Origin of the sequence: Marinobacter sp. DS40M6, assembly GCF_028581595.1 — a bacterium.
In the GTDB taxonomy this organism is placed as follows: domain Bacteria; phylum Pseudomonadota; class Gammaproteobacteria; order Pseudomonadales; family Oleiphilaceae; genus Marinobacter; species Marinobacter salarius.
Genome location: NZ_JAFCAE010000001.1, coordinates 404,012 through 420,407 on the forward strand (window position 1 = coordinate 404,012; position 16,396 = coordinate 420,407).

At 58.5% G+C, this 16,396-nt stretch carries 15 protein-coding genes; 8 read left to right on the forward strand and 7 right to left on the reverse strand.

The window, feature by feature from the left end; genetic code table 11:
* Window positions 1-13: 13 nt before the first annotated feature.
* The 7 genes from JJO78_RS01770 to JJO78_RS01800 all read left to right on the forward strand — a co-directional run bounded on the left by JJO78_RS01770 (window position 14) and on the right by JJO78_RS01800 (window position 7,624).
* Entirely contained in the window at window positions 14-1,297 is a 1,284-nt protein-coding gene (locus JJO78_RS01770; protein ID WP_075196356.1) for an MFS transporter, read from the forward strand.
* Window positions 1,298-1,487: 190 nt separating this feature from the next.
* Window positions 1,488-1,913, forward strand: a complete 426-nt coding sequence (locus JJO78_RS01775) for a MarR family transcriptional regulator (RefSeq protein ID WP_036207661.1) — start codon at window positions 1,488-1,490, stop codon at window positions 1,911-1,913.
* Between the two features lie 39 nt (window positions 1,914-1,952).
* Window positions 1,953-3,344 carry a DHA2 family efflux MFS transporter permease subunit gene (locus JJO78_RS01780; protein WP_036207660.1) on the forward strand — a complete coding sequence of 464 codons (1,392 nt, stop codon included), beginning with the start codon at window positions 1,953-1,955 and terminating at the stop codon, window positions 3,342-3,344.
* A gap of 230 nt (window positions 3,345-3,574) precedes the next feature.
* Window positions 3,575-4,144 (forward strand): TMEM165/GDT1 family protein, encoded by a 570-nt coding sequence (locus JJO78_RS01785; protein WP_036207659.1) that lies wholly within the window; start codon window positions 3,575-3,577, stop codon window positions 4,142-4,144.
* A gap of 44 nt (window positions 4,145-4,188) precedes the next feature.
* Entirely contained in the window at window positions 4,189-5,256 is a 1,068-nt protein-coding gene (locus JJO78_RS01790) for a L,D-transpeptidase family protein (protein ID WP_075196355.1), read from the forward strand.
* Between the two features lie 42 nt (window positions 5,257-5,298).
* Window positions 5,299-6,771 (forward strand): NfeD family protein, encoded by a 1,473-nt coding sequence (locus tag JJO78_RS01795; protein ID WP_075196354.1) that lies wholly within the window; start codon window positions 5,299-5,301, stop codon window positions 6,769-6,771.
* Window positions 6,772-6,829: 58 nt separating this feature from the next.
* A complete protein-coding gene (locus JJO78_RS01800) occupies window positions 6,830-7,624 on the forward strand; it encodes a slipin family protein (protein ID WP_041332783.1) in 795 nt (264 codons plus the stop codon).
* Between the two features lie 65 nt (window positions 7,625-7,689).
* On the opposite strand, the gene JJO78_RS01805 is transcribed toward JJO78_RS01800, so the two are convergent.
* The 5 genes from JJO78_RS01805 to JJO78_RS01825 form a co-directional block, all read right to left on the reverse strand.
* Window positions 7,690-7,971 (reverse strand): Lpp/OprI family alanine-zipper lipoprotein, encoded by a 282-nt coding sequence (locus JJO78_RS01805; protein WP_007154661.1) that lies wholly within the window; start codon window positions 7,969-7,971, stop codon window positions 7,690-7,692.
* A gap of 223 nt (window positions 7,972-8,194) precedes the next feature.
* The gene (locus JJO78_RS01810; RefSeq protein ID WP_226910032.1) at window positions 8,195-8,641 is read right to left on the reverse strand and encodes a L,D-transpeptidase family protein; all 447 of its coding nucleotides are present in this window, start codon (window positions 8,639-8,641) and stop codon (window positions 8,195-8,197) included.
* Window positions 8,642-8,858: 217 nt separating this feature from the next.
* Window positions 8,859-10,574, reverse strand: coding sequence for a potassium/proton antiporter (locus JJO78_RS01815; protein WP_273622712.1), 1,716 nt, complete (start codon window positions 10,572-10,574; stop codon window positions 8,859-8,861).
* Between the two features lie 51 nt (window positions 10,575-10,625).
* Window positions 10,626-11,936, reverse strand: a complete 1,311-nt coding sequence (locus tag JJO78_RS01820) for an NAD(P)/FAD-dependent oxidoreductase (RefSeq protein ID WP_273622713.1) — start codon at window positions 11,934-11,936, stop codon at window positions 10,626-10,628.
* Between the two features lie 166 nt (window positions 11,937-12,102).
* Window positions 12,103-12,708 (reverse strand): TetR/AcrR family transcriptional regulator, encoded by a 606-nt coding sequence (locus tag JJO78_RS01825; RefSeq protein WP_036207639.1) that lies wholly within the window; start codon window positions 12,706-12,708, stop codon window positions 12,103-12,105.
* A gap of 122 nt (window positions 12,709-12,830) precedes the next feature.
* Between JJO78_RS01825 and JJO78_RS01830 the strand changes: the two genes are divergently transcribed.
* A complete protein-coding gene (locus JJO78_RS01830) occupies window positions 12,831-13,385 on the forward strand; it encodes a carboxymuconolactone decarboxylase family protein (RefSeq protein WP_075196353.1) in 555 nt (184 codons plus the stop codon).
* A gap of 31 nt (window positions 13,386-13,416) precedes the next feature.
* On the opposite strand, the gene JJO78_RS01835 is transcribed toward JJO78_RS01830, so the two are convergent.
* Both JJO78_RS01835 and JJO78_RS01840 read right to left on the reverse strand, forming a co-directional pair.
* Window positions 13,417-15,519: a NosR/NirI family protein gene (locus tag JJO78_RS01835; protein WP_075196352.1), complete on the reverse strand. Its 2,103-nt coding sequence runs from the start codon at window positions 15,517-15,519 to the stop codon at window positions 13,417-13,419.
* Window positions 15,520-15,656: 137 nt separating this feature from the next.
* Complete coding sequence (locus tag JJO78_RS01840) at window positions 15,657-16,394, reverse strand: spermidine synthase (RefSeq protein WP_075196351.1); 738 nt, start codon at window positions 16,392-16,394, stop codon at window positions 15,657-15,659.
* Between the last annotated feature and the right edge of the window lie 2 nt (window positions 16,395-16,396).

Below are 16,396 nucleotides of genomic sequence, written 5' to 3' on the forward strand. Positions count from 1 at the left end.
CGGAGCCAGACCGATGACCCGAATGGTCACCTCGCTTTCAGCCCTGATCCTCAGTATTGTCCTGCTGGTCAGTGGCAACGCCTTTCTGATGACTCTGTTGGGTGTGCGACTGAGTATTGAAGCGGTCTCGCCGAACATTATCGGCTGGATCCTGGTGTGTTACTCCATTGGCTTCGTGTTGGGTACGCTCTACGTCCATCTCATCATCGGTCGTGTCGGGCATATCCGGGCTTTCGCGGTCTTTGCCGCCATGGCGGCGGTGTGCGCCCTGCTGTATCCCATGGCGGTGTCCGAGGTGTTCTGGGCCATTTTGCGTGCCTTGTCGGGCTTCAGTGTGGCCGGCGTTCTGGTGGTGATTGAGAGCTGGTTCAGCAGTCGCGCCACCAACGCCAACCGGGGCGCCCTTTTTGCGGTTTACCAGATTGTGTTCTACCTGTCCGCCGCCGGTGGCCAGTTGCTGATCAACGTCGGTGAGCCGTCTTCGTTCATACCGTTTTCGCTCGCCGCTGTCCTGTTGACGCTGGCGCTGATTCCATTGTCGTTGACACGTATGGATGCCCCGGTGATTGAGCAGTCCGAGCGACTGTCATTCTTCACCCTGGCCCGTGAGTCGTTCACCGGGGTTTCCGGTGCGCTGATCTGCGGTGTCATGATCGGTTCTTTTTATGCGCTCGGCCCGGTATACGCCACCCTGGTGGGTCTGGAGGTCAGCCGGGTGTCCACCTTCATGGCCAGTGCCATTGTGGCGGCCATGCTCCTGGCCTGGCCGCTGGGGCTGGTGTGTGACCGGTTTGATCGTCGCCGCGTCATGTTCTGGGTGGCGGTGGCAGCGGGCACCGCGGCGGTGTCGGTTGGCATCCTCGGGGCTGAACGGATGTGGCTACTGACCCTGCTGGTTGGCCTGTTTACGGGCCTCTCGGCCACGCTGTATCCGATCGCGGTTGCAATCACCAACGACCGGATGGAAAGTAATCGTATTGTGGCCGCCAGCGCAACACTGCTGCTGAGTTACGGCGTGGGCAGTGTCATTGGCCCCATCGTGATGGCCGAGTTGGTGGGCATATTGGGCCCCAGGGGGCTGTTCTTCGGCAACGCCGGTTTCCTGGTGGTGTTGGCGATTATCACCAGTTATCGCATCAGCCACACGGAAGACGTGCCGGTGGCGGAGCAGGAACACTTCATACCTGCCATGCCTGAGACCTCGCCGGTGCTGACGGAAATGGACCCCCGTAACGAGGAATTTCACGAGTCACCAGCGGCTCAGGAGCGTCACGAAGACCTACACAGGACCGGCTGATAGGCCGGTCTTTCTCGCCTATCGGGCCGCGTCTCTCGGTTTTCCCCAATTTTGTTTCACCTTGCATATCTGTTTTTATCGTAATGGTTAGCTTACTATTGGTAACGTTGTCCGTCACTGCACCGTTTCGGCAGTGGTATTCGTTACAGGTAGTACAGCAGTCGATACCCCATTACCGGAGTCCCAGATCATGAGAGATCAGTTTCCCTTTGCCGTAGCCCGGGTCACCCGTCGCTGGCGCAAATTGCTGGATGAACGCCTTAAGGATCTGGGTGTCACCCAGGCTCGTTGGACCACCATGGTCTATCTGCAACAAGGGGGCGAAGGGCTGACCCAGCGTGAGCTCGCCCGCCTGATGGCCATTGAGAATCCGACGCTGGTGCGATTGCTGGACAGCCTGGAGCAGCAGGGCCTGATTGAGCGCCGTCCCTGTCCCAATGATCGTCGTGCCCGCCGTCTTCACCTTACCAAGGACGGGACCGAATTCATGAACGTCCTGACCGAGCGTGCGGCCCGCCTGCGTGAAGAGATGCTGGAGGGTATTAGCGACCGGGACATCGAAGGTGCCGTCAAGGTGTTCCACAGGATCCTGGAGAATGCGGAGCGGCAACGGTAATGGTGTGCGGTCGATATCTCGGCCTGAAGGGGTCTTGGTCTGAGTGATAACACGGTTGAGGGGTTAAGGGCCCGTTACGGCGAACGCTGGCGTTGGCTGGCGGTTGCCACGGTCATGCTGGGCACCATGGCAACGGTGCTCAGCGCAACCGTGGTCAATGTTGCCCTGCACGACATCATGCTGGAATTCGGTATTCGGCAGGGCCAGGTGCACTGGCTGGCCACCGGGTTCATCGCGGCCATGACCACCACCATGCTGGCCTCGTCGTGGCTTCTGGATCACTTTGGCGTGCGCAAGACCCTGGCGACGGCCATGTTCCTGTTCACGGTGATCTCCCTCCTTGGTGGTTTTGCCACCTCCCCGGAACAGTTGATTGCCGCCCGCATTGGCCAGGGTGCCATGGCGGGGCTCATGCAGCCCATGGGTATGTATCTGGTGTTCCGGATTTTCCCCCGCAACCGTCGTGGGCAGGCCATGGGTATCTACGGCATGGGTGTAATTCTCGCTCCAGCCCTGGGCCCGGTTCTCGGGGGCTTCCTGGTGGATCAGTTGGACTGGCGCTATGTGATGTTCGCCCCCGTGCCCGTCACCCTGACCGGGGTGTTTATGGCATGGCGCTTTCTGCCGCTGCCGGTCTCCCGCCCGGCTCCCTACCGTTTTGACTTTCCTGGGTTGGTGCTCCTGGGCGCTGCCATCGGTCTGTCGCTGGACACCCTCAACCGGCTTCAGGAACTGGCGGGACAGGAAGCACGAATTGCCATCGAGGGCGCTGTTGCGGTCATCGCCCTGGTGCTGTTTGTGATTCGTGAGCGACGCGCCCGACACCCATTGGTGAACATAGAGCTTCTACGCAATCCGGCCTTCGTTTACGCCAACGTGGGCGCCATGGCGTTGGGGCTCGCCTTGTTTGGCTCCACCTACCTGGTACCCCTGTTTGTGCAGACGGCCCTGGAATTCACCGCCACCGAAGCCGGTTTGCTGATGTTGCCAGCAGGCATTGTGCTGGGCATGACCTTTCCATTGGCCGGGAGACTGGCGGACCGCCTGAGCGCCCGTAAGCTGGTGATATTCGGCATTGTCCTGTTCGCCATGTCTGCCATGTTGTTTGCGGTATCGGACATTGAGCTCGCCTTCGGCTGGCTGGCGCTATGGACCGTGTTGGGGCGAATCGGTATCGGCTTCATGCTGCCAGCCCTCTCAACGGGTGCCCTGAATCCACTGGCGCCGGAGCAACTCGGTGCCGGTTCGAGCACCATTAACTTTACCCGCCAGCTGGGTGGGGCCTTTGGCGTCAATATCGTGGCCCTGACCATTGAATTTGGTGACCACAGTGGCGGCATCCCCACCATTGGGGCATTTCATTCAGCCTGGTGGCTGGTGGCTGTATTCGTGGCGATGGCGGCCATTCCAGTGTGGAAAATGCGCGTATAGTTGCCATCCGCCCAGGTATTGATTAACATTTCGGCACTCTTCAGGGGAGTAGCCTCCGCAACGGAACCCGTTTCCAGGGGCGGATGGTAGTCAACATACTTGGGGCTCAATCTCCGTGGCTATCATGTTTCACCGGTACATTGGTGAAATTGGCAAGACCTGAGGCAGTTTCACCTCCCAGGGCGGAAGGTGGGCTGTCTCATGTCTGAATGTCCGCCCCGGAGCTTTTCATGGACGCTTTTCTCGCTTCAACGTTTGCGGTCGCCATTGCGGAGATCGGCGACAAGACCCAACTACTCTCTCTCTTCCTGGTTGCCCGTTACGCCAAGCGTGCGCCCATCATTCTTGGCATACTTGTCGCCACCCTGCTGAACCATGCCTTGTCAGCGCTGTTGGGTGCCTGGATCGCAGAGTGGATTCCGCAAGCCTGGCTACCCTGGATCCTGGCTACCAGCTTCGTGGCCATTGCGCTCTGGTTGTTGATTCCGGACAAGGATGACAATGGCGATTCGGCGTTCCTGGGGATGGGCGCCTTCATGGCCACGACGGTGATGTTCTTCCTGGCGGAGATCGGCGACAAGACCCAGGTTGCAACCGTGGTGCTGGCCGCGCGATATACGGACACCTTCTGGGTGATTATGGGCACCACCGTTGGTATGCTGCTGGCTAATATACCGGTTATCATGGCTGGTAAATGGTTGATGGAGCGGTTACCACTGGCGACGGCCAGAATTGGAGCCAGCCTTCTATTTATGATTCTGGCTGTTGCCACCGTTTGGACAGCCCTGACGTCGGTTTGAAGCGCGTTGTTGTCGCCGCAGACCGGATATCGGATTGAGACGCTATGTATCGAACGCAGTTGACAGGTTTTCTGCTGGTTTTGCTGGCCCTGGTGTCGGCCAACGTGGTTGGTGCCGAAACGGAAGCGCAGGCCGCGGGTCAGGAACTGACTACAGCCAAAGGAAAAAGCGACACCCCCGAGAAGCCCCGTGTTCCCCGGTTTTCCATTGACGGGGATCTGGCCGGGGAGCTGTCGGTGATGACCACCCGCTATGAAGACACCTTTGCGGCCATTGGCAATCAGAACAGTCTTGGTTATCTGGAACTCGTTAAGGCCAACCCCGGTGTTGATCCCTGGCTGCCCGGTGATGGCACCCGGATAACCGTGCCCCGACACTACGTGCTTCCGGATGTAAAGCGCGAGGGCATAATCATCAATCTGGCGGAATACCGTTTGTACTACTTTACTGAGGGAAAGGTACAGGTCTATCCGGTGGGGGTAGGCACCGATGACAACCCATCGCCACTGACCAACGCTGAAGTGACCATGCCACTGGAGTCGCCGGCCTGGTATCCGCCTGCAAGCATCCGTGCCGAATACGAAGCTGCGGGAGAGTACCTGCCCAGGATGATTCCACCGGGGCCGGGTAATCCTCTGGGGTCCCACGCACTGATGCTCAGTGAGAAAGGGTACCTGATTCACGGTACCAACAAGTTGTTCGGAGTGGGCATGCAGGTCAGTCACGGTTGTTTCCGCATGTACAACGAGGATATATCGCGGTTTGTCTACGAAGTCAGTAAGGGCACGCCGGTGCAGGTTATCCATGAGCCCGTGAAGATCGGCCTGAAAGGTAATGAGGTCTGGCTGGAGGTACACCGCCCTGAAGAAGACTACAGTCAGCAGGACCGTGAACAATTGTGGAAGCAGGTGCAGAAAAAGGTGGAAGACTTCCGCCAGAAAATGCCCGGTGTGGAAGTGAAGCGCATGGCCATTGAACTGGCTGTGGACCAGGCGGACGGCCTGCCGCGGATGGTGGGTGAACGTCTGACCCGCGTCGCGGATGAGTCTGCCGGGCCGATGCGAAGTACCCCAGATGGCAATAAAGGTGAGAAGCAACGCCTCTGGTTCTGATACCGAAGGCTCTGATCCGCTGAACGGATCCGGGGAGGAGTGATGATCGCTAACCGACCCAACCAATCCAATCCCTCCGGCCGCCTGCACTGGTGGCTGGCCGTGTTCCTGCTGGGCCTGGTGCTGGCATTGGCCTCTCTGTCCCATACGGTTATCGCCCAGCAGGATGACGCTCCGAGAGGTCTTGTGTTGACCGTCGACGGGGCTATCGGCCCTGCCACCATGGACTACCTGGTGCGTGGCATTCGCCGCGCCGAGTCCGAAGGTGCCGAGTTGCTTGTTATCCGGATGGATACCCCTGGCGGTCTGATGGAATCCATGCGCGGTATCATCAAGGAAATCCTTTCTTCAGAGGTACCCGTGGTGACCTGGGTGTCGCCGGCAGGGGCGCGTGCCGCCAGCGCCGGTACCTACATTCTCTATGGCAGTCACGTGGCGGCCATGGCAGGGGCCACCCACCTGGGTTCGGCCACGCCGGTCCAGATGGGCGGGCTGCCCGGTTCCGAGGAACAGAAGCCTGCAGAAGATGCCGGGGATGCCAATCCCGATGACAAGGAAAGCGCCGGAAACGAGGAATCGGCGCAGGATGACGCCTCCGATAAACGCCGAGGCGGCACGGCCATGGAGCGTAAGGTTCTGGAAGATGCCGTCAGCTACATCCGTGGCCTGGCGGAGCGACATGGCCGCAACGCCGACTGGGCGGAGCAGGCAGTGCGCGAAGCCGTCAACCTGGGCGCCGAAGAAGCACTGGCGCAGAACGTGGTCGATGTGGTGGCTGACAACATGGACAGCCTGATGCAGCAGATCGACGGGCGCACCGTGAAAATGGCCAATGGCGAGAAAACGCTGGCCACCGCGAACATTGAATTGACGCGAGCAGACCCGGACTGGCGCACGCGACTGCTATCGGTGATCACCAATCCGAATGTCGCTTACTTCCTGATGATCATCGGCTTCTACGGCATTATCTTCGAATTATCCAACCCCGGGGCGATATTCCCGGGTGTGATTGGCGCTATCTGCCTGATCCTCGCACTGTTTGCCTTCCAGGTGCTGTCCGTCAATTACGCGGGCCTGGCGCTGATTCTGTTGGGGCTTGCCTTCATTGTCGGCGAGGCCTTTATGCCCAGCTTCGGCATACTGGGCATAGGGGGGATTGTCGCGTTTGTAGCCGGTTCCATCATACTGATGGACGGCAGCCATCAGGAGATTTCACTGCCCACCATCGGTGGCACGGCACTGGTCGCGGCCGGCTTTATCCTCTGGACCGTCATCAAGTTCATCGGCTTGCGCCGGAAGCACCCGGTCAGCGGAAGCGAACAGATTGTCCACGAGAGAGTGACCGCACTTGATGACTTTCAGGAAGACGACGGGTATTTCAGGGGGCACGTGCGCATGAGCGGTGAACGCTGGAATGCCGCCTGTAAATCCCCAGTAGGCAACGGTGACAAGCTGAGGGTGACTGCATTGGAAGGTTTGACGGTGTACGTCGAAGCCGACAAAGCGGAACCCTGACGCCGGCCTGGAGAATGTTGACAGGTTACCCGGCGATCAAGCCAACGAAGGAGGCCTTATGAACATCACAGACCTGATTCCCTATATCGCACCCACGGTGGTGCTCCTGCTGATTCTTGGGTCGGCGATCAAGATTCTGCCGGAATACGAGCGTGGCGTGGTTTTCTTCCTGGGGCGCTTTCAGGGTGTCAAAGGGCCTGGCCTGATCATCGTAATCCCAGGTATCCAACAGATAACCCGCGTGGATTTGCGTGTTATTGCGTTGGACGTGCCAAGCCAGGACGTTATCTCGAAAGACAACGTGACCGTGCGGGTCAATGCCGTGCTGTATTTCCGGGTGGTCGACCCTGAGCGTGCGATTATACGGGTCGAGGATTTCGGCTCTGCTACCAGTCAACTGGCCCAGACGACGTTGCGTTCGGTACTGGGTAAGCATGATCTCGATGAAATGCTCTCAGAGCGTGACAAGCTGAATTCGGATATCCAGAGTATTATCGACGCCCAGACCGAGGAATGGGGCATCAAGGTCGCCAACGTTGAAATCAAGCACGTGGACCTGAACGAGTCGATGATTCGTGCCATTGCCCGTCAGGCGGAGGCAGAGCGGGAGCGTCGTGCCAAGGTGATTCACGCGGAGGGTGAATTGCAGGCATCGAAAAAGCTGGTTGAAGCGGCCGAAGTTATGTCCGCCAACTCTGGAGCAATGCAGCTGCGCTACATGCAAACCCTGGCGGATATGAGCACCAACAACAGTTCCACGATTGTGTTCCCGCTGCCGATGGAAATGATGTCTGCCTTTATGAGCAAAACGCCCTCACCACAGAAGCCGAAGAGCGATAACGACGAATCCTGATGAGTGCTACCAGGCGCCCACAAAAAAGGCCGGGACGAATCCCGGCCTTTTTTTACGTAACAGCCTTACTTCTGGCTGGCACGCTCGAGCATACGCTTGGCGCGCTCGTTGGCTTCGTTAGCAGCCTTCTGGGCAGCCTTGGCGGCAGCCAGTGCTTCGTCAGCAGTGCGCTGAGCGGAGCGTGCAGCGCTGGAAGCGCTGTTAGCGGTGTTCAGTGCATTTTCAGCGGTTTGCTCGGCGGAAGAAGCGGTTGCATTTGCTTCGTCGAGAGCGCCCTGGTCGGTTGTCGCACAACCTGCGGTCAGTGCGGTGGCCAGTGCAAACCCTGCGATCGTCAGTTTACGCATTGTATATCCCCTTATTGGTCGTTTTATTTCCTGCGTTCCAGAAGTCGTTGGTGCAGACATTCTGTCAAAACGGGGTCGTTAGCGTTTGGCCAACGACATCGTCAAACAGTGTAAATCAGTCTAGACAGAAATGTTAACTAAGGATACGTAAAAGTTCCTAGGTTATGACAACAACTTAATATTGCAGCAAGAATCTACGCATGAAGCGGGGATTGGATCAGTGTCAGGGGACAATCCGTATTGGCGTACCATCAGCCACCAATTGCCAGATTTCGTCCATTTCCTCGTTACTGACGGCGATGCAGCCATCGGTCCAGTCCAATCCGAGGAACGCGAATGCCATATCACCGGCCTCGTTTGGCAAACCGTGAATCATGATGCTACCGCCGGGATCGAGCCCCCAGGCAGAAGCCTGCTCGCGGTCTTCAGCATTGGGATAGGAAATGTGGATGGATTTGTAGAAATCGCTGTTGGAGTTCCGCCAATCCAGCACATATTTACCTTCGGGGGTGCGCTTATCCCCTTCGTAGAGCTTGTGCCCCGAGGGGTTGTCGCCCAGCCCGATACGGTAGCTGCGCACCACCTGGTCACCGGACAGCAGGTAAAGCCTGCGCTCTTCCTTGCGAACCAGAACCTCGCTGACTTCCGGCGTTTCATCCATGGCACCCATCGGCAGCTCCGATGCCGATAGCGGAGATAGGGGCGCCAGCAACAACGAGAAAGCAAAGGCCAGAAAGCTGGCAATGGCAACTGAGGACCGGCCGGTGCCGGAGAGTGAAATCGACATTTTCAGTAGCATAAGGAGTCAATGATTAATCTTTGTACACGTTATAGCACAGGACTTTTGTTAATCGAACCAGGGTTTTGAGTGTTTTTGTTAAAGATTTTTATTGGTTGTCCATTTTCAGGCCTACCTTCGTCACCCGGTCGGCCTCGGTTGCCCTTGCGACCAGGGTAACGGGGCCCAGTACCACCTTGTCGCCCACCACCGGATGCCCTTTGGTGCGCCGTGCAAAGCATTCCGCCAGGGACAATTCTGGGGGCAACTGGTCAAACTCGATGCCGTAGACCTGTTCGACATCCCCCAGCAGAGCATCACCATTAAGCACGAAGTCGCCAAAGAAGGCGCGCTCGGCGAGGTATTTGGGGGCATGGCGACCGCTGAGGGCTTTGCCCAGCTCGGGCAGCATCGCTGGCGTTGCAAACATTGCCAGTACATCGCCGCTGGCGACTTCCATATCCGGGCTCGGCTGATAACACGTCCGTTTGCGGAAAACGCCAGCAATGGCCGTGTTGTCCGGTAACCGGAGCTGGCCCAGGGGTCTGGATGACTCCCAGGCGCCGCCCCGGAGCGGAAACAGCATCAGTTCGTGATCCCCGGCGGCCGGGACATCGAGGGGCAGGCGGCGGTAGGGATCTTCACCGGCGGGGACTTCCAGTCGCAGCTTCCTGGCCAGTGGCGCCATGGTGGTCCCCTGAACCACCAGCGACACCAGTACGATGAAGAAGGCGACATGGAAGATGAGCTGCGCCTCCGGCAGCCCGGCGATGATCGGGAATAACGCCAGCACAATGGGCACGGCGCCTCGCAAACCAACCCAGCTGATAAAGCCCAGCTCGCGTCGATTAAAGCCGAACGGCCAGAGTGTCGCCATCACCGTCAGCGGCCGGATCAGGAAAATCAGCGCCAGCGCCAGGATCAGACCGCCCCCGGCGAGAGGCAACAGTTCCGAGGGCGTGACCAACAACCCCAGCATCAGGAACAGGCATAGCTGGGCCAGCCAGGCCAGGCCATCGTGAACCTGGAGAATCATCGGCATCATTCGAACCGGGCGGTTGCCAACCACCACACCGGCCAGATAGATCGCCAGGAAACCGCTGCCTCCGAGCGCGTTGGTGCCGGAGAACACCATGATGCCGGCGGCCACCACCAGCAAAGGGTATAGCGACGGGGTCAGCCGAACCCGGTTGGCCAGTTCCACTACGATAAAACCGCCGGCGACGCCTACCGCACCGCCAATGCCGAATTGCTTCACCAGCATTATCAGCGCCATCCAGCCTTCGGATGTTCCGCCTGCCTCAATCATGGTGACCAGCATCAGGGTCAGGAAAATCGCCATCGGGTCGTTGCTGCCGGACTCGATTTCCAGGGTTGCACTGACCCGTTCGTTCAAATGAAGGCCGCGCCCCTGAAGCAGTGAAAACACTGCCGCTGCATCGGTGGAGGAGATAATGGCGCCGATCAGCAGTGCTGTCAGCCAGTGCATGTCGAACACCCACCAGGCCACCAGGCCGGCCCCGGAGGCGGTCAGGAATACGCCAACGGATGCGAGTACCAATGCCGGGCGGAGACCGACACGAAAGGTTTCTGCCCGGGTGCGCATGCCGCCATCCAGCAGGATCACGCCGAGCGCCAGGTTGGCAATCAGGAACGCCAGCTCGAAGTCGTCGAAGAGGATGCCACCGGGACCGTCTTCCCCCATGATCATGCCGACCACGAGAAAAATCAGCAGTACCGGCATGCCCAGCCTGCTGGACAGCGGGCTGAGCATGATGCTGATGACCAGCATCAGAGCGCCGATCAGAGTAACTAGCGGATCCATTCCTGCTCCGGCCTGGGAATATGTCTCGATGATAGCAGGGTCACGAGCGGATCAGTGCAGTTTCAGACGCGGGTGCATGGCCCGGCTTATCCGGTCCATCAACCAGATGATTCCGGTTCGAACGACGCCGTGCAGCGCGACCTGGTGCATGCGGTAGAGCGACAGGTAAAACAGGCGCGCGACTTTGCCCTCGATGTACATACTGCGACCGGAGAGATTCCCCATCAGGTTCCCCACGGTGGTGTAGCGGCTGAAATTGATCAGCGAACCATGGTCGTTGTAGACAAACGGAACCGCCTCACGGCCTTCCAGTCGATGACACAGGGTCTTGAAAAGAGTGTCCGCCTGCTGGTGCGCGGATTGAGCACGCGGTGGTACGGGCCGTTCTGACTGGGGCTGGGGGCACTCCGCGCAATCGCCAAAGGCAAAGATGGCCGGAGCCGTGGTGGCCTCCAGGGTTTGCTTCACCTTGATCTGGTTGCCACGGTTCGTTTCCAGGCCGTCCAGTGTTGCCAGGAACGCAGGCGCCTTGATGCCGGCGGCCCAGATGGTCATCTCCGAGGCGATTTCAGTGCCGTCTTTGAGCACCACCACGCCATCGCGGACTTCGCTGACGGGTTCGCCAGTCATCACCCTGACATTCTGGTGATCCAGTTCGCGGGTTGCAGCCTCGGAGAGCCGGGCCGGCAGCGCCGGCAGAATGCGGTCAGCGGCTTCGACAACGGTAATGGATACATCCTCCGGCCGCAGGTGATTCATACCGTATATGGGCAGTTCCCTGGAAGCCAGTCGCAGTTCCGCTGCCAGTTCAACGCCGGTTGCGCCGGCGCCAATGATGGTGATGGGCAGTTCATGGCCATTGCCGGATTGGGCATCGTGGTTCTTACGCAAAAATGCGTTAAGCATCAGGTTGTGGAAACGCCGGGCCTGGTTGAGGCTGTCCAGGAACAGGCAATGATCCTGGGCGCCGGGGGTTCCGAAGTCGTTCGCTGTACTGCCCACGGCAATCACCAGGGTGTCATAACCGATGCGGCGTTCCGGCACGACTTCGCCGCCGTCCTCATCGTGGAATGGCGCGATGATCACTTCCCTGGCGTTGTGATCCAGGCCGTTCATGCGCCCGAGCTGGAATTCATAGTGATGCTTGCGTGCGTGGGCCCGGTAGTTGATTTCGTTGGCGTTGGCATCAAGCGAGCCGGAGGCCACTTCGTGAAGCAGGGGTTTCCAGACGTGGGTCAGGCCGGCGTCGACCAGGGTGATACGGGCTTTGCGTTTCTTTCCGAGTTTGTTACCGAGGCGGGTGGCCAGCTCAAGACCGCCCGCGCCGCCGCCTACGACGACGATGTGATGCAGATTATCCATGACAAGGGTTCCTGAAGTGAAGATAGCCAAGAACTCTCGTCAAAAACCCTTGGCTGTCCTCACTGGGGAAGGCAACGACACAGAGCGGTAATGCTAACGCACTGTTGTGACAGGGACAATTCGCCGTTAGTACCTATATCCGGGGCAGGCCCTGAGCGGGCGGGGTCTAGTGGCGGGCACGATAGTGATCGAGCATGGCGGCCATGTCTTCGGCAAGCTCAGCGACCTGTTCAGAGCTGATCTCCCGCTGGGCAAAAGACCGGAGGCCAATGATCTGTGCCTGAAGCAGTCTTGCCAGCCGGGCACAATGGGTTCCTGGTGCCAGCTCGCCCTGGCGTTTCGCCTGCTCCAGAAGTTCAGTCAGGGCCTGCTCAATAGCGCTCAGGATCGAGTTCGCCTGGTTTGCAATGGCCGTATTGGTGTTACTGGCTTCGAGCAGGGTTTTAACGACCATGCAGGCGCGGGATGGCGACTCGCCGCCGGGGCTGGCCTGTCGTGCGATGCAACGAAGGTGCTCTTGCAGCCCGTCCATCACCGACGGACTTCCAGCCAAGTGCTCGCGCAGTTCCAGCCCGCTTCTCTGTGCATAGGCAGCCAGCGCTTCGCTGAACAGTCCATCCTTGCTGCCAAAGGTTGCATAAATGCTGCCAGGGCGCATGTCCAGAGCCTGCTCAATCTGCTTCATGGAAGCGCCGGCATAGCCCCGCTCCCAAAACAGGTTCATTGCTTTGTCTAGCGCGATTTGTCGATCGTAACGAGCGTTTCTGGCCATGGGTACCTGCCAACGACGGGTGATTTAATTCCTCGTAATGATAACTTGAGTGATCGCTCAAAAACAGTTACCGTGGGTCTGTAATTGAATGAACGCTCAATATTAACCGAAAGGAGAGTGTTATGACGGATTTCACCATCCACGATGTCGAATCGGCGCCCGAAAAATCAAAACCGCTTCTGGAAAATTCAGTCAAGGGCTTTGGCATGATTCCCAGTTTGCACGGGATCATGGCAGAAGCACCAGGAACTCTTGAGGGTTATCAGACCTTGCACCGGTTGGTGCTGGAAAGCAGTTTTGACAATGATGAGAAAACCGTTGTCTGGCAGACCATCAACGTAGAGAATGCCTGCCATTACTGCGTACCGGCGCACACCGGAATCGCCAAGATGATGGAAGTGTCGGACGACATCATCAACGCGTTGCGCGACGAGACGCCACTGCCCAGTGACAAGCTTGAAGCCCTGAGGACGTTCACGCTGGCTGTCATGCACAAGAAAGGCAATGTCGGTAAGGAAGACCTGGATGCGTTCTATGGTGCTGGCTACAAGCATCGTCAGGTACTGGAAGTGATCCTGGTGCTGTCCCAGAAAGTCATGAGCAACTACATCAACCACATTGCGGAAACGCCGGTTGACGAGCCATTCCAGAAGTTTGCCTGGGAAAAGAAGAAGTAACGGAACGATTCCCTGACGCTACGGGTGCGGTTCAGCCCGCATCCGTTGCCAGTATTTGCGCCTGGCGCTGGCGTTTCTTCTCCAGCACCTTGTCCACGCATTGGCTCTGGTCTTTCAGAATCACCACGCACTCCAGGCACTGGATGCATTCGTTGTAGTCAATCCGGCCATCTTTATGGATCGCATTGATTCCGCAACTGTTCTTGCAGTGCTGGCAAGGCTTGCCGCACAGCTCCACCCGGTCGAGCCAACTGAACAGGCGCAGCTTGCCCAGAACCGCCAGGCCGGCCCCGAGCGGGCAAAGGTAGCGGCAGTAGAACTTGTGGATGAACATGCCCACCACCAGCAGGCCAACGGCATAGGCCACGAACGGCCAATAACGCACGAAGATGAGCGTGATGCCGGTTTTGAACGGTTCCACTTCCACCAGCTTCTCCGCCAGTTCCAGTGAATAGAACGCCGTTCCCACCAGCACCAGGAGTATCGGGTACTTCAATAGAATCAGCCGCCGATGCCATTTTTCCGGTACTTTCACCTGGCGGAACTTCAGTTTCTCGCCCAACCAGGCCGCCATCTCCTGCAACGCGCCAAAGGGGCATAGCCAGCCACAGAACAGCCCGCGCCCCCAGACAAACAGGCTGATAAAGGTGTAGGTCCACAGGATAAACAGCACCGGGTCCATCAGGAATACGTTGAGTGAAAAACCGTCCCAGATGGCCAGGAACAGGGTGTAGATATTCACCACCGAAAGCTGACCCTGAGCATAGAAGCCGATAAAGAACAGGGTGAAGAACAGAAAGCCCCAGCGGAACCGATGCACCAGTTTCGGATATTGGCTCAGGGTGCGCTGGCGGGCGAAGAACACCGTCAACAGGGTGAGACTGAGGACCAACAGGGAAATGGTCAACCAGCGTTCCTTCCATAGCCCGATCCACACCGGTTGGCGATTGTCTTCTGGCCGAGGTGTCACCTCGACGGCTTCGAACAGCTCCTGCGCAAAGGCCATCGGGATCTCCAGCTCGGTGCTGTCGGCAACCAGGTGATTCTTCCGCAATGTGACGCCCAGCTTCAGAGTCGCTTCGGCACCGGGATTGAAGCCTGCGTTGCCGCCGACCCGGAACAGGGTTGTCCGGGCGAACTCCGGCATGCCGTCGGCGTTGATCTGTATGTTCTGGTCGAACACGTTGATATCGCGAATGTCCAGCGACAGACTATTTTGCTGCAATCCCAGGCGATCCGGTGAGCTTCCTGGGGTGAAGTCATCCGGTAGGTGTGGGTAAAGTCCGCGGGACATGACGGCCAGTATCTGGGCGTCTGGCCCCGTCTTTTCTTTCAGCCGCTGGAAACCTTCGTCGCCCAACAGATTGCGGCCCACCATTGGTGCGTTGATGTAGCCGAAAAACAGCTCGGCGAAAGGCTCGCCAGGGTCAGGTTGCGACGCCTCGGGATAATCCACCAGGGGCGAGCCCAGTTTCTGTTCGATCGCCGCAGAGCTGATACGCCAGTGGCCGATGTACCCCCGTTCGAACAGTTGCGCCCACGACAGCGGTTGGTAGAGATCGGTTTTCGCCCGGGTAGGCGCTTCCTGAGTAAATCCGGCGAGCTTCTTTCGAGCCACCTTGAGGGCCGAGGACAGAACCGTGTCGTTGATGATCAGCACGGACACCGTGGCCTTACTCACGCCGTCGAAATGCACCACGTTGCCGTCCGGGCTTTTGCCGCTGCGAGAGCCTGACGTGTCAATAACAATCTGTTCGGTGAGGGAGCGGCCCTCGTACTGGTCGATGAACTCGAACAGTGGCTCTTCGCCAAGTCCATGAAGAAACACCGGTTCGTGATGGTTGAGAATGCGAATGCCGGTAAAGCGGCCGCGGCTGTCGAGCCCGATCAACATGCTGACGGGTTTCCCGGCAAAGCCCTGGAGTGGACTGATATCGCGGGATTCGTAGGCGTAGCCTATCAGCTCCTGAAGCTGATACACCGGGTACACCGGGTAGTCCGGCAACCGGTCACGAATGTCTGTGGCCTTGGGGAATAGTTCCTGGATTAACGTCTGCTTCTCATCGTCCAGGGCGCCATACGTCGCCAGGGGAAAACAGGCTAGGACCAACAGCAGCAATAGCCGCAAGGGCATGGTCTCTCTCCATCGATTTCTTGTTGTTGGTCAGATCCATGCTAGAGATTTGCCATGCGGGCACAATGCGACCTCCGGGCCGGGCAGGTGCTACTTTGTGAGGAGAAATGGAGGCTGAGAAGGAAAGCAGAGGTCGATCAGTTCAGGCGAATCACCCGCCCCATTAAACGTCGCCAGTCGATAGGCAGGCGGTTTTCCAGCGCCACCAGGGTGGGGTCTTTGGTGTGCAGGGCTTCAAAGGGGCGCTTGCTGGCGAAGATCACCGTGTTGTTGGTTTTACTCTTGAACAGCAGGAGGACTGCAAACCCCGCGCGCAGCTGGTGGAACAACGGACCATTGATGTCCGGCGTGCGGTGATAATTGATGGCGAGCCAGCCGTCGTCGCCAAGTACCCGGCTGCATTGTCTGATAAACTGCCGCTGGGCCTGGGCCGGGCTCATGCGGTCGGAGTTGTACATGTCGGCCAGGATGAGGTCGCTGCTACCGTCCGGCGCTTTGCCGAGGGCGTCCCTGGCATCGCCGATGGTCATTGTCAGGTTGGCGGAATGCGGCAGGCTGAAGTATTCGCGGGCCACCTCCAGCACCCGGGGCCGCAATTCCACCGCGTGTACCTGGCAGTCAGGCAGCAGGTGCAACAGCGCACCGGCCATCACGCCGCCGCCGAGGCCAAGAATCGTGGCGTGTGCGGGCTGTGCAAAGGCAACTGGCAACAGCATGGCGCGGCTGTACTCATGAACGGGAAGATGGGGCCTGCGGCGATCTATCTTGCTTTGCTCAAACACCGAATCAAAGGTCATCACCCGATGTTTGCGATAGTCGACCACCAGAATGCCACCGAGTGCGTCCCGGGTGTAATGGATAATCTCGCCCTTCACGG

What these genes read in the sequence shown, in the direction of transcription:
- JJO78_RS01785 (WP_036207659.1), top strand. Translation starts at nt 3,575, where the DNA reads ATGGACGCTTTTCTCGCTTCAACGTTTGCGGTCGCCATTGCGGAGATC.
- JJO78_RS01790 (WP_075196355.1), top strand. Translation starts at nt 4,189, where the DNA reads ATGTATCGAACGCAGTTGACAGGTTTTCTGCTGGTTTTGCTGGCCCTG.
- JJO78_RS01820 (WP_273622713.1), bottom strand. Translation starts at nt 11,936, where the DNA reads ATGGATAATCTGCATCACATCGTCGTCGTAGGCGGCGGCGCGGGCGGT.
- JJO78_RS01800 (WP_041332783.1), top strand. Translation starts at nt 6,830, where the DNA reads ATGAACATCACAGACCTGATTCCCTATATCGCACCCACGGTGGTGCTC.
- JJO78_RS01775 (WP_036207661.1), top strand. Translation starts at nt 1,488, where the DNA reads ATGAGAGATCAGTTTCCCTTTGCCGTAGCCCGGGTCACCCGTCGCTGG.
- JJO78_RS01795 (WP_075196354.1), top strand. Translation starts at nt 5,299, where the DNA reads ATGATCGCTAACCGACCCAACCAATCCAATCCCTCCGGCCGCCTGCAC.
- JJO78_RS01825 (WP_036207639.1), bottom strand. Translation starts at nt 12,708, where the DNA reads ATGGCCAGAAACGCTCGTTACGATCGACAAATCGCGCTAGACAAAGCA.
- JJO78_RS01830 (WP_075196353.1), top strand. Translation starts at nt 12,831, where the DNA reads ATGACGGATTTCACCATCCACGATGTCGAATCGGCGCCCGAAAAATCA.
- JJO78_RS01810 (WP_226910032.1), bottom strand. Translation starts at nt 8,641, where the DNA reads ATGGGTGCCATGGATGAAACGCCGGAAGTCAGCGAGGTTCTGGTTCGC.
- JJO78_RS01770 (WP_075196356.1), top strand. Translation starts at nt 14, where the DNA reads ATGACCCGAATGGTCACCTCGCTTTCAGCCCTGATCCTCAGTATTGTC.
- JJO78_RS01805 (WP_007154661.1), bottom strand. Translation starts at nt 7,971, where the DNA reads ATGCGTAAACTGACGATCGCAGGGTTTGCACTGGCCACCGCACTGACC.
- JJO78_RS01815 (WP_273622712.1), bottom strand. Translation starts at nt 10,574, where the DNA reads ATGGATCCGCTAGTTACTCTGATCGGCGCTCTGATGCTGGTCATCAGC.
- JJO78_RS01835 (WP_075196352.1), bottom strand. Translation starts at nt 15,519, where the DNA reads ATGCCCTTGCGGCTATTGCTGCTGTTGGTCCTAGCCTGTTTTCCCCTG.